This is a genomic window from Rothia sp. HC945 (assembly GCF_051370785.1).
Taxonomy (GTDB): Bacteria; Actinomycetota; Actinomycetes; order Actinomycetales; family Micrococcaceae; genus Rothia.
Window position 1 is genome coordinate 20,613 of sequence record NZ_JBFCSN010000001.1, and the last position, 12,294, is coordinate 32,906.

Consider the following 12,294-nt stretch of genomic DNA (forward strand, 5'->3'; position numbering starts at 1 on the left):
GGCTTCAGGGGGTCAACCGCGCCACGCGTACTCGAGTTCGGGGCGGCCCGGGGTGCCGTGGCGCGGTCGCCTCTCGACCCGGCGGGAGGCGTGCAGGAACTCGAGGTACCGGCGTGCCGTGACCCGGGAAAGGGTCATGCGGTCCGCGATTTCGCGCGCGGAATAGGCCGAGTCGTGTTCGGAGAGCGCCTGGACGATATTGACCAGGGTCTCTTGGGAGAGCCCCTTGGGCAGGGCTCGCGTTTCGTCCTCGCTCCGGTGGAAGAAACTGTCGATCGCGGCCTGATCGAGTTCGCCCGTGGCGGGGACCCTGCCCCGATGGGCCGAATAGGAGTCGAGCTTTCTGCCCAAGTGCTCCAGGGTGAACGGTTTGACCAGGTACCCGAACGCCCCGTGGAGGGAGGCGGTGCGCAGGCTCGAGGCGTCCCGGTCCGCCGTCACCATGATCACGTCGACCGGCAGCCCTTCGGCGCGCAAGAACTTGGCGACCTCGTGACCCGACCGATCCGGAAGATTGATGTCCAGAAGAAGCAGGTCCACGGGGGTTTTCCTGGCGAAGGAAGCTTTGACGGCCGCAATGGCGCCCTGTGCGTTGTACGCGGTGCCGGCGACCTCGAAGTCGGGACGTTCCCTGATGAATTGGGCATGGGCGGACGCGGTGATTTCCTCGTCGTCGATCACGATCACGCGGTAGGTGGTCATCGGGCCTCCTTCCGGGGTCTGGGGATTCTGGCGGTGAACACCGACCCGCCGTCACTGAGCACTCCGATGCTGCCACCGTGGCGGAGGAGCGTGCCTCGGACGAGGGCCAGGCCGACGCCGCGACCTTCGGGTCCCGAAGGCTTGGTGCTGTATCCCCATTCGAACACCTTCCGCTCGTCCTCCCTCGATACTCCGGATCCGGTGTCGGCGACGACGATCTCCCATCCCTCATGGGTTTCGGTCAGGTCGACCTCCACCTCCCGCGGTTCGGGCGAATCGGCCACGGCGTCCATCGCGTTGTCGACCAGGTTGCTGACCACGGACACGAGCTCGACCTCGGACAGCGGGATGTCGGACCATTCGCCCTCGATGTTGAGCCCGAGATCGATAAGGCGTTCCTCCGCTTCCGTTCTCTTGCCTGCAAGGAGTGCGGTGACGCCTGGGAGCTGCTTGTAGTTGCCCCAATGCACCTCGTTCTGCTCGGAGGAGGCCAAATCCTCGCGCGCGAAGTTTCGGGCATCGTCGAGCCTGCCCAGGTCCAAGAGGGACAACACGGTGTGCATGCGGTTTCGGTGTTCGTGATTCTGGGTTCGCAGCATCGCCGCCATCGAGCGGGTGGCCTCGGACTTCAGAATGTCATCGCGACTGTATCCCAGGGTGGCGCGGTTCAGGTACCGGTAGAGCAACAGGGTCGTGAACGTGGTCGTGAGCAGCAGGAGGCCGGCGATCATGGCGACGGCGGGCACGCCGTTGTGGGCCACGGCAGCGATCTCGCTGATGGTCACCCCGGTGGACACCAGCCCGATGATTGAGCCGTCGTCCCCACGGATCGGTGTGATGGTCCGCATCGAGACGCCCAGGCTGCCTTCTTCTTCCACGGTCATGGTCTCGCCGTGTTGGGCGCGGGAAATGTCCCCGATGTAATGCCGACCGATCTTGTCGTCGCTGGGGTGGGTGTAACGGATTCCGTCCGGGGACATGATCGTGATGAAGCTGACCGAGGAGTTCGACAGGACGTCCTTGACGTAGGGCTGGAGTCGATCCGTCGGGTGGCCCGACGTGATGTTTTCGACGATGAAGGGGTCGTGGGCCAGGGTCGCACTCTCGGCGCGCGTGATCTCCGAGGCCTGCTCCCGCGCCGAATCCTGGATCTGCCAATACAGAAGAGCGCCGACCGACGCGCACACGATGACCACGATCACCATTTGGGTCAGCAGGAAAATCCGAGCGATAGCCCACGAGGATCTCGTCCCTGCGACGAGGCGGGGATGGCTCGTTTCCTGGGGCGACACGGACTCTCCTCACGTGCGGATGCGAACAGGCATCGCTGGACGGTCAAGAACTTAATGACCACAATTGTCTCCTTGTGGCCTAGACCACCATACTTCTTGAATACCTTCGCCGAGCCCGACCATGGTTCGGGCCACGAAGCATCAATCGACTCGAACCTGAAAGGAGAGCGTCATGGACCAGTCCACAGCGAAGAAGCCGTGGTACAAAGACGGTACCCACATGCTCTACGTCTCGGTGATCCTGGCAGTCGTCCTCGGAGTCATCGTGGGCCTCGTCGCACCGGGTGTCGGAAAGTCCCTGGAGCCGCTCGGCAAGGGATTCGTCAAGCTCATCACGATGATGATCTCACCGATCATCTTCTGCACCCTCGTTCTCGGCGTGGGCTCGGTGGCCAAGGCCATCACCGTCGGGAAAGTCGGTGGCATGGCAATCATCTACTTCCTTGTCATGTCCACATTCGCCCTCGCCATCGGCCTGATCGTGGGCAATGTGCTCCACCCGGGAGACAACCTCCACTACGAACCCACCGGATACACGCCGGAGGGCGATTCCGAGGGTGGAGAGGCCGGAGGCCTCTCCGGATTCCTGATGGGGATCATTCCCACGTCCTTGCTCTCGTCGCTGACCTCCGGAAAGATCCTGCAGACATTGCTGGTGGCCCTCCTCGTCGGTTTCGCTCTCCAACGGATGGGGGAGGCGGGCAAGCCGATCCTCAAGTTCGTCGGTTACGTCCAGGCCCTCGTGTTCCGCTTGCTCGGAATGATTATGTGGGTTGCGCCGGTCGGCGCCTTCGGGGCCATGGCCGCCGTGGTCGGCTCGACCGGGCTCAAAGCCGTGGGGCAGATGGCGATCCTCATGATCGGCTTCTACATCACCTGTATCTTGTTCATCGTGGTCGTCCTGGGCGCGCTGCTGAAGTTCGCGACCGGGGTGAACATCCTCAAACTCATGAAGTATCTGGCGCGGGAGTACCTGCTGATCTTCTCGACGTCGTCCTCCGAAGCCGCGCTGCCCCGTCTGATCGCAAAGATGGAACACGTCGGAGTCTCGAAGCCCGTGGTCGGAATCGTGGTCCCGACCGGCTATTCCTTCAACCTGGATGGGACGGCGATCTACCTGACGATGGCGTCGATCTTCGTGTCCGATGCGATGGGCAAGCCCCTCGAACTCGGGCAGCAGATCTCGCTGTTGGTGTTTATGATCATCGCCTCGAAGGGTGCGGCCGGCGTCTCCGGCGCGGGAATCGCGACCCTCGCGGCCGGGCTCAAATCCCACCGTCCGGACCTGGTGGACGGGGTCGGTCTCATCCTCGGCATCGACCGCTTCATGTCCGAAGCCCGTGCGCTCACCAACTTCACGGGCAACGCCGTGGCCGCCCTCCTCATGGGCAAATGGTCGAAGGAAATCGACATGGGCCGAGTCCATCAGGTGCTCGACGGGAAATTGAAATTCGACGAATCGACGATGGGCGGTGACTTCCACGGCGACATCGATGGGGAGGACAAGCAGGCCGTCCCCGTCGAGAGCGCCTCGGCATCCGCGACCCAGGGGACAGGTTCTTCCGGGGGCACGGGGTCCGCAACCGCGGTCCAGGACCGATAACCTGCTCCTCCCGGCATCGAGGTGGCCCCGATCCGCACCCCATAGATGGGGCGTGCGCTTCGGGGCCACCTCGATCCGTATCTGAGGGATGGTGGGTTGTAGGGTTAAGGGCAGTCATATGTGCCCAACGATCTGAAAAGGGTGTGCGTGAGTACTCAGAACTCCGAACCAGAACTCGGCCCCACCGGGCGTCCCATCCGGCAGTTCCCGGAACCGGCCGTCTTGGACTCCCACGGGCCGGCACGGGTGATCGCCATGGTCAATCAGAAGGGCGGCGTCGGCAAGACGACCTCGACCATCAATCTCGGTGCGGCGCTCGCCGAATTGGGCCGCCGCGTTCTCATGGTCGATTTCGACCCGCAGGGCGCCCTGTCGGCAGGATTCGGCGTCAACCCCCACGAACTGGACACGACGATCTACAACGTGATGATGGACCGCAAGGTCGAGGTCCACGAGGCCGTTCGTCGTACCGAATTCGAGAACATGGATCTTCTGCCGGCCAATATCGACCTGTCTGCCGCCGAAGTGCAGCTGGTCAATGAGGTGGCTCGCGAACAGGTCCTCTCCGGTGCCCTCAGGAAACTCAAGGACGACTACGACGTCATCCTGATCGACTGCCAGCCGTCGCTCGGTCTCCTGACGGTCAACGCCCTGACCGCGGCGGACGGCGTCATCATCCCTCTGATTTGTGAGTTCTTCGCTCTGCGTGCGGTTGCTCTGCTCGTGGACTCGATCGAAAAGGTTCAGGACAGGCTGAACCCGGATTTGAAGATCGACGGCGTCCTGGCCACCATGTTCGACTCGCGAACCCTTCACTCCAAGGAAGTCATCGCGCGCATCATCGACGCGTTCGGGGACAAGGTCTTCGACACCGTGATCAAGCGCACGGTCAAATTCCCGGACGCGACCGTCTCCGCCGAGCCGATCCTCAGCTATGCGCCCACGCACACGGGCTCGGTCGCCTACCGAGAGCTGGCCAAGGAGCTCATCAGTCGAGGAGGGTCTCGCTGAGACCGACCGCTTCGGGGATTCCCGCCGACCCGGAACTCGTTCCGGACGAAGGGCGGTCGGGCTCCCAGGGCACGGACGAAGCCGTCGCCCAGGACCCGGTGCCCGCAGACTCTGCGGGCACCGGGTTCGCGGTGTCCCTGGAGAATTTTGCGGGGCCGTTCGAGGTCCTGCTCTCGATGATTTCCAAGCGGGAGATGGACATCACGGAAGTCGCGTTGGCGGCCGTGACGGACGAATTCATCGCATACGTTCGGGCGCTGCGCGACACGGGTCTGGAGAAGGCCCTGGACGAAGCGAGCGAGTTCCTGGTGATCGCCGCGACCCTCCTGGATCTCAAGGCCGCTCGTCTGCTCCCCGCGGGCGAGGTCGAGGACGAGGAAGACCTCGCGATGCTCGAGGCACGCGATCTGCTCTTCGCGCGGCTCCTGCAGTACAAGGCGTTCAAGGACATCTCACACGTTCTGGCGGGTCGCATGGAAGCCGAGAACAGCAGGTTCCCCCGGCCGGGAGGCCTGCAACCCGAGTTCGCGAACCTGCTCCCTGAACTCATTGTCACCACCAGTCCGCAACGACTGGCCGAGCTCGCCGAGAATGCCATGCGGCCCAAACGCGAGGAGTCGACCGAAGTCGGTCTGGACCACCTGCACGGGGCCCGGGTCACCGTGCGCGACGAGGCTGAACACATCGCCGCGCTCGTCATGGACGGAACGCCCGCCACGTTCACCCAATTGGTTTCGGACGCCGAGGACATGCTGGTCGTCGTCGTTCGCTTCCTCGCCCTGCTCGAGATGTACCGGGACCGCGTCGTCGGGTTCGCTCAGGAAGGTCCCCTGGAAGAATTGTCGGTCCGCTGGGTCGGCACGGAGGAGGGCTGGACGGCGGCGCGTCTGGCCGACGACGATTACGCGGGGGAGGACGGAGAATGAGCGAGACCACGGAGACCGACCAGGAGACGACGACGCCGGAGAAGTCAGAACCGGGTCGCGTGGATCTGGTGCCGGGCGGTATCAAAGCTGCAGTCGAGGCGATCCTGATGGTCTCGGAGACGGCGGTCAACGAATTCGAGCTGGTCGAAGCCCTGCTGGTGCCCGTGTCCCGAGTCGAACGAGCCCTCGATGAACTGGCCAGGGATTATGACGGGTATACTGAATCCTTCGCGAACGACGGCGTCACGGATGAGGACTCCTCAGACGGTCAAGGCACCCGAGAGCCACGAGGGATGGAACTGCGTCGCGTCGGCGGAGGGTGGCGACTCTACGCTCGGACAGAGTTCGCGCCGTGGGTCTCACGTTTCATCCTCGAGGGCCAGACCTCGAAGTTGTCGCAGGCCGCACTGGAAACCCTCGCGGTCATCGCTTATCGCCAGCCCGTCTCCCGAGCACGAGTTTCGTCCATTCGCGGGGTCAACGTGGACGGCGTCGTGCGAACCCTCAAGACCAGGGGGCTTGTCACGGAAGACGACGAACCGGGGGAATCCGGTTCGATTCTCTACGTGACGACACCGTTGTTTCTCGAGAAAATGGGGTTGGAGTCCTTGGACGAACTCCCCAAGATTTCGCCGTACCTTCCCGATGTGGAAGACATCGGCGAATACGAACAGCGCCTCCAGGGCGGCTGATCGGCGGAGCCTTGCCGACCCGGCACGGTTGCCGCGCACCAAAGAATTGGATCAACACCACCGAAAGAACACATCATGGCCAACAGATCGACGGGACGTCAGAACACCGGCAAGAATTCCTCGCGAGGAAGCTCGCGAGGAGCGCAGGGAAAACCCCCTGCGCGCGGTGGTGCGTCCAAGAACAACAAGAATTTCAAGGGTACGGGGCGCCCCGGAGCCCCGGGACGGTCGCAGAAGCCCTCCGTGAAATCGGGCGCCAACAAGTCCGACGCCAAGAAGTTCAAGCCCAGGAAGGGGCAGGCCGGGAGGATCTTCGCGCGGGAGCGCGGCGAATACCGGCCCGACAACGAGTACAAGGGACCGCACCGTCCCCGGCGCCCGCGCGCCGAACCGGCCGACCGCCTGGATGTCTACGACCGTGACGGCGTCCGTCTGCAGAAACTCATGGCCCAGGCCGGTGTCGCGTCGCGCCGTGTGTGCGAAATGATGATCTCCGAGGGCCGAGTGATGGTCGACGACGAGGTCGTCACCGAGCTCGGAGTCCGAGTGGACCCGCGCAAGGCACACATTCAGGTGGACGGCGTGACCATCCAGACGGACGATTCCAAGGTCTACTATGCCTTCAACAAGCCCGAGGGTGTCATCGCGACCATGGAGGACCCCGAGGGCCGTTCGTGCATCTCGGATTACCTGAATCCGCAGCGCAAGGAAAGAATCTTCCACGTCGGCCGCCTCGACGTTGCGACCGAAGGGCTGCTCCTGCTGACCAACGACGGCGAACTCGCCAACCGGCTGACCCACCCCTCCTACGAGGTGCCGAAGAAATACTTGGTGCAGGTGCGCGGACCCATGGAAAACGGCGTCGGTCACGAAATGAAGAAGGGGATACGCCTCGAGGACGGCGTCGCACGCGTGGACGATTTCCGGCTCGTCGATTCGACGCCGGGGCACCTCCTGGTTGAGGTCACGATCCATTCCGGCAAGAACCGCATTGTTCGCCGACTCTTCGACGCGGTCGGCCACCCCGTGGAGAAACTCGTGCGCACCGAGATGGGACCGGTACGGATCGGATCCCAGAAGCAAGGGACGGTCCGCAACTTGTCGAAGGTCGAAATCGGCGCCCTGCTGTCCTCGGTGGGTCTGTGACGATGAATCGGAATTCTTCCGCGACGGTGTCAGGGCCCGTGCTGGTCGTCGGTTCCGGACTGTTGGGCGCCTCCGTGGGGCTCGGCCTGTCCGTGCAGGGCGTGGAGACGTGGGTTTCCGATATCTCTCCGACCACCGAAGCCGTCGCCGCAGACATCGGGGCCGGTCGGTCGTTGGCGCGTCTGGTCGAACAGGTCGGGCAGGAGACGGCGCGAGACGACATTGATCCGCAATTGGTCGTCGTCGCGACCCCTCCGGATGTCGCGGCGCAGACCGTGGCCCAGGCGCTCGTGGACTACCCGCGGGCGGCGGTCGTGGACATCGCCTCCGTCAAGGAACCGGTTCTTCTGGCTCTGCGCGAGACTGGGGCGGATCTCAGCAGATACATTGGTACCCACCCCATGTCGGGTCGGGAGAAGTCTGGGCCTGTCGCGGCGCGCGGCGAGTTGTTCATGTCCCGCCCGTGGGTGATCTGCGAGCACGACGACGTCGCACCCGAAACGGTTCGTCTGGCCCGGGGGCTGGCTACGGATTTGGGCGCGAACGTGGCCACCATGGACGTCCGAGAGCATGACGCGACGGTCGCCCTGATCTCACACGTACCGCAGGTCATGTCGTCACTGTTGGCGTCCCGTCTGCGCGAAACGCCGCTCGAGTCCCTGAGCCTCGCCGGCCAGGGGCTCCGGGATACCACGCGCATCGCGGCGTCGGACCCGGGCATGTGGGTCCAGATCCTTTCCGCGAATGCCCGGCCCGTGGTCGAGACCCTGTACGGGGTGCGCGACGACCTGAACCGGCTCATCGCTACCCTCGAACGGCCCACGGCCGACGGCGCCCGACTGGACATCGCGGAGCTGATGACGGAGGGCAACGACGGCGTCGCGCGAATTCCGGGCAAACACGGCGGCGCACCCAAGGCGTTCTCCGCGCTCACGGTGCTCGTGGACGACACCCCGGGCCAGATCGCCCGCCTCCTCACGGAGGTTGGAGAGATCGGCGTCAATGTCGAAGACATGAGGATGGAGCACTCCCAGGGCCAACCGGTCGGTATGGTCGAGATATCCGTGGTCCCCACGGCCCGCGACGGCCTGGTCCACGATCTGACGGAGCGCGGTTGGAAGATCGCAGAGTAGACACTGCAGCGCCCGGCTACGGGCCGGAAACGACGAGTTGGAGGACACCATGAGCCAGGACAATCAGGAGGCCCTCGAGGAGGCGGCAGTACCCGCAGAACCGGCCGCATCCCAGTTCAAGCACGAGGACCAGACCGAAGCGTGGAGGACGGAGTTGGTCGTGGCCGTGGACGGCCCCTCCGGATCCGGCAAGTCCTCGGTTTCCCGGGAGGTTGCCAACCGCCTTGGGCTCGCATACCTGGACACGGGAGCGATGTATCGGGCCCTGACCTGGTGGTGCCTCGAGGCGAGTGTCGATCTGGACGACGAAGACGCCGTGGCTGCGGCCGCGAACGATTTCCAGCTCCAGATGGGCACCGATCCGATCGTCGAAACCATCATGGTCGGCGGCATCGATATCCGCGAAGCCATTCGGGAAGCTCGGGTCACCGAGAACGTCTCAGTGGTGGCCAAGAACCAGAAGGCGCGCGACGCCCTCATCGGTCGGCAGCGCATGGAGATCGTGTCCAACGGGCGCAGGATCGTAGCGGAGGGACGGGACATCACAACCGTCGTCGCTCCGGACGCCTCCGTGAGGATCCTGCTGACCGCCAGCGAGGAGGCGCGCATGAAGCGCCGCGGGGAGCAGATCGGAGCGACCGGGGACGAGGACCGGTTGAAGCTGGAGGTCGCCCAGCGCGACGCCGCCGATTCCAAGGTCAACAATTTCACCGAAGCAGCCGACGGGGTCACCTTGGTGGACTCGACCGAGCTGGATTTCGACCAGACGGTGCGGGCGGTCATCGACGTCATTCGGACGACGACCGCCGAGCACCATGGAGAGAGCGACAAGAGCAACGACAATGACTGAGAATTTCGACGAGTACCAGGAAAAATACTTGGGCGGTGCCGACGCCGAGGACGAGGTCGAGGAGCACCTGGCGAATCTCGACGACGAAGAGGCCGAGAAACGTGCGGAGGCGCTCCGTGCAGGGCTCGACGAGTACGAGCTCGAGGACGAAGACCGGGAACTTCTGGTCGACTGGGGATTCGACATCGGTTCCGAGCCCACCGACGAACCCGATCCCGTCGTAGCCGTGGTCGGTCGGCCCAACGTGGGCAAATCCACGGTGATCAACAGAATCCTCGGTCGGCGTGAAGCCGTGGTCGAGGACAAGCCTGGCGTCACCCGCGACCGCGTGTCCTACAAGGCCGAATGGAACGGCAAGCACTTCACTCTGGTGGACACCGGCGGGTGGGAGTCCGACGCGAAGGGCATCGACGCACAGGTCGCGGCGCAGGCGGAAATTGCGGTTGCGCACGCGGACGTCGTCGTGCTGGTGGTCGACGCCCTCGTGGGCATCACGACGATGGACGAGGCGATCGTCCAGATGCTCCGGCGCGTCAAGAAGCCCCTGCTGCTGGCAGCCAACAAGATCGACGATTCGTACCAAGAACCCGAGGCGGCCGCCCTGTGGAGCCTCGGGTTGGGCGAGCCCCACCCTGTGTCCGGTGTTCACGGTCGCGGCATTGCCGACCTTCTCGACGAGGTGCTCAAGGTCATGCCGGAGCACTCGCAGTACGCCGAACCCGAGCTGTTCGAAGGGCCCCGACGCGTCGCGATCATCGGACGACCGAACGTGGGCAAGTCGTCGTTGCTCAACAAGCTTGCGGGGGAGGATCGGGCAGTCGTCAACGACATCGCGGGTACGACCCGTGACCCGGTGGACGAACTGATCGAATTGGGCGGGCAACCCTTCCGTTTCGTGGACACGGCGGGGATCCGGCGTCGCCAGCACATGGCCAAGGGCGCGGAATTCTATGCATCCTTGCGGACCCAGACGGCGTTGGAACGTTCGGAGGTTGCACTGGTGCTCTTGGACGTCTCTGAGCCGCTCTCGGAGCAGGACGTCCGTATCCTTCAACTCGCGATCGACTCCGGGCGGGCCATGGTCCTGGTCTTCAACAAGTGGGACACCCTGGATGAGGACCGTCGTGATGAGCTCGAGCGTGAGATCGACCGGGATCTGTCCCATGTCTCATGGGCACCCAGGGTCAATATTTCTGCGAAGACCGGCTGGCACAAGGACAAGATGGTTCCGGCCCTGTTGAGGTCTCTGGATGCGTGGGACTCGCGTATTCCGACGGGCCGACTGAACGCGTTCCTGGGGGAGATCGTCGCGGCGCACCCGCACCCGCTGCGAGGGGGCAAGCAGCCGCGAATTCTCTTCGGCACGCAGGTTTCTTCCCGTCCGCCGAAGTTCGTGCTGTTCACGACCGGATTCCTGGACCCCGGGTACCGGAGGTTCATCATCCGGCGACTGCGCGAGACGTTCGATTTTGAAGGGACGCCGCTCGAAATCTCGATGCGAGTGCGCGAACGCCGATCGGCTTCCCGTGACGGCAAGGGCGGTCGACGCCGCTAGCCCCTCGGATGTGCGTTCGGGCGCCGGATCCTGTACTATTGATCGAGTGCTCGGGCGTTGTCCGAGCAAGGTTTCGGGTTGTGGCGCAGCTTGGTAGCGCACATCACTGGGGGTGATGGGGTCGCAGGTTCAAATCCTGTCAACCCGACGGAACTGCCCCGGACCACCGACCATGTGTTGGTGCTCCGGGGCTTTTTTGTATCCGGGGCCCAAAATTGCCGCCTCGATTCCACGGGCCGCCGAAGGATCGAATCCGACGGCGTCGTTGTTCACCTCATCGTGGCGTGTGCCCAAGGACATGCTCCAAAAGCACCTGCGGTATCGAGAAGTGCCTGAAAGCGACGTAAAGTGGAAGGTTATGTTTCCACACAGGCGAAACGGCATCGCCGACCATGCAGGGAAATCCCGCGGCGAACAGCACGAGGTGGACAACGCCTCTCCGATGCACGGGCACCGTCGCATCGGAATGATCTCTGCCGCAGAGCCGTCCCGCAGAACGTTCCTGGGATTGGCCGGGGGAGCGGCCGCGACTGGGTTGCTCGCCGCATGTTCGGGCGATATCTCCGGTACCAATGGTGACCGGCGCGACCCCAAGATCACCCTGGATGCCCTCCGCACGGAGTACTCGGCCAAAATCGGGCTGTCCGTTTTCGACCACTCACGTCAGAAGGAATTCGACGACCACGGTGACACGGAGAGCTATGAGGCCAGCGTGGTCAAGGTTCCGATCGCGCTGTCCGTGATGAGGCAGGTGGCAGAGCATGGCGGCAAGATCGACGATGATCAGCGGGAACTGATCCGTCGCTCCGTGGAACAATCTGACAATGAGGCCACCGCGGAGCTGTTCAGCTCGTTGGCGGACAACCCGTCGGACACTATCTCGTCCAATCAGGACGACCGGGAAGCGCTCTCTGCCAACGCAATCAATCTGACCTACACCAGATTGGGGGTCCAATACACGCGTTCCGCAAAAACATGGGGTGACAACACCACCTGTTCGGCAGACCAGGTGCAGGTGGCGCGTGCGCTGGTTGACGGCGTCGATTGGGTTCACCCGGACGACATGACGTACTTGAGATCCCTCATGTCCCCTGCGGACGAATCCCAGGGCTGGGGCGTCGGTTCCATGGAGAACGGGCGTGCCGGAGACAAGCAGGTGCGTACTGTCGAGGTCAAGAATGGCTGGCTTCCCAACGACGACGGAACCTGGAACATCACGTCCATGGGCGCGGTTTTCACAGACGATGCCGCCTACTCCGTGGCCGTGGTCTCGGTAGGATTCGAATCCTTCGAAGAGGGCCAGAAGATCGCCAATCAGGCAGTCAAAACATACTTCGACGCACTGTGACGGGCACGGGAGAGCATCCATCCACAGGGCCGCATC

General features: G+C 63.7%; 11 protein-coding genes and 1 tRNA gene. 10 read left to right on the top strand and 2 right to left on the bottom strand.

The window, feature by feature from the left end; all coding sequences use genetic code 11:
* Positions 1-12 precede the first annotated feature (12 nt).
* A complete protein-coding gene (locus tag AB0Y14_RS00095; protein WP_436587279.1) occupies positions 13-702 on the bottom strand; it encodes a response regulator in 690 nt (229 codons plus the stop codon).
* Positions 699-1,994 carry an ATP-binding protein gene (locus tag AB0Y14_RS00100; protein ID WP_436587280.1) on the bottom strand — a complete coding sequence of 432 codons (1,296 nt, stop codon included), beginning with the start codon at positions 1,992-1,994 and terminating at the stop codon, positions 699-701. The genes AB0Y14_RS00095 and AB0Y14_RS00100 overlap by 4 nt, the downstream gene beginning before the upstream one ends.
* Before the next feature lie 172 nt (positions 1,995-2,166).
* On the opposite strand from AB0Y14_RS00100, the gene AB0Y14_RS00105 reads away from it, so the two are divergent.
* The 10 genes from AB0Y14_RS00105 to AB0Y14_RS00150 all read left to right on the top strand — a co-directional run bounded on the left by AB0Y14_RS00105 (position 2,167) and on the right by AB0Y14_RS00150 (position 12,258).
* On the top strand, positions 2,167-3,597 hold the full coding sequence (locus AB0Y14_RS00105; protein WP_436587281.1) for a cation:dicarboxylate symporter family transporter: 1,431 nt from the start codon (positions 2,167-2,169) through the stop codon (positions 3,595-3,597).
* Positions 3,598-3,744: 147 nt separating this feature from the next.
* A complete protein-coding gene (locus AB0Y14_RS00110) occupies positions 3,745-4,608 on the top strand; it encodes a ParA family protein (protein WP_436587282.1) in 864 nt (287 codons plus the stop codon).
* A gap of 98 nt (positions 4,609-4,706) precedes the next feature.
* Positions 4,707-5,534 (top strand): segregation and condensation protein A, encoded by an 828-nt coding sequence (locus tag AB0Y14_RS00115; RefSeq protein ID WP_436587283.1) that lies wholly within the window; start codon positions 4,707-4,709, stop codon positions 5,532-5,534.
* Complete coding sequence (gene scpB / locus AB0Y14_RS00120; protein ID WP_436587284.1) at positions 5,531-6,226, top strand: SMC-Scp complex subunit ScpB; 696 nt, start codon at positions 5,531-5,533, stop codon at positions 6,224-6,226. The genes AB0Y14_RS00115 and scpB overlap by 4 nt, the downstream gene beginning before the upstream one ends.
* 75 nt (positions 6,227-6,301) lie before the next feature.
* The gene (locus AB0Y14_RS00125) at positions 6,302-7,372 is read left to right on the top strand and encodes a pseudouridine synthase (protein WP_436587285.1); all 1,071 of its coding nucleotides are present in this window, start codon (positions 6,302-6,304) and stop codon (positions 7,370-7,372) included.
* Between the two features lie 2 nt (positions 7,373-7,374).
* Positions 7,375-8,505 carry a prephenate dehydrogenase gene (locus AB0Y14_RS00130; protein ID WP_436587286.1) on the top strand — a complete coding sequence of 377 codons (1,131 nt, stop codon included), beginning with the start codon at positions 7,375-7,377 and terminating at the stop codon, positions 8,503-8,505.
* 49 nt (positions 8,506-8,554) lie between these two features.
* Entirely contained in the window at positions 8,555-9,355 is an 801-nt protein-coding gene (gene cmk / locus AB0Y14_RS00135) for a (d)CMP kinase (RefSeq protein ID WP_436587287.1), read from the top strand.
* Positions 9,348-10,910 (top strand): ribosome biogenesis GTPase Der, encoded by a 1,563-nt coding sequence (gene der / locus AB0Y14_RS00140; protein ID WP_436587288.1) that lies wholly within the window; start codon positions 9,348-9,350, stop codon positions 10,908-10,910. Before cmk ends, der begins: the two co-directional genes overlap by 8 nt.
* A 74-nt stretch (positions 10,911-10,984) precedes the next feature.
* A tRNA-Pro gene (locus tag AB0Y14_RS00145) sits at positions 10,985-11,058 on the top strand.
* 210 nt (positions 11,059-11,268) lie between these two features.
* The gene (locus tag AB0Y14_RS00150) at positions 11,269-12,258 is read left to right on the top strand and encodes a serine hydrolase (RefSeq protein ID WP_436587289.1); all 990 of its coding nucleotides are present in this window, start codon (positions 11,269-11,271) and stop codon (positions 12,256-12,258) included.
* Positions 12,259-12,294 lie beyond the last annotated feature (36 nt).

What these genes read in the sequence shown, in the direction of transcription:
- AB0Y14_RS00105 (WP_436587281.1), top strand. Translation starts at nt 2,167, where the DNA reads ATGGACCAGTCCACAGCGAAGAAGCCGTGGTACAAAGACGGTACCCAC.
- der (WP_436587288.1), top strand. Translation starts at nt 9,348, where the DNA reads ATGACTGAGAATTTCGACGAGTACCAGGAAAAATACTTGGGCGGTGCC.
- AB0Y14_RS00130 (WP_436587286.1), top strand. Translation starts at nt 7,375, where the DNA reads ATGAATCGGAATTCTTCCGCGACGGTGTCAGGGCCCGTGCTGGTCGTC.
- AB0Y14_RS00125 (WP_436587285.1), top strand. Translation starts at nt 6,302, where the DNA reads ATGGCCAACAGATCGACGGGACGTCAGAACACCGGCAAGAATTCCTCG.
- AB0Y14_RS00095 (WP_436587279.1), bottom strand. Translation starts at nt 702, where the DNA reads ATGACCACCTACCGCGTGATCGTGATCGACGACGAGGAAATCACCGCG.
- cmk (WP_436587287.1), top strand. Translation starts at nt 8,555, where the DNA reads ATGAGCCAGGACAATCAGGAGGCCCTCGAGGAGGCGGCAGTACCCGCA.
- AB0Y14_RS00150 (WP_436587289.1), top strand. Translation starts at nt 11,269, where the DNA reads ATGTTTCCACACAGGCGAAACGGCATCGCCGACCATGCAGGGAAATCC.
- scpB (WP_436587284.1), top strand. Translation starts at nt 5,531, where the DNA reads ATGAGCGAGACCACGGAGACCGACCAGGAGACGACGACGCCGGAGAAG.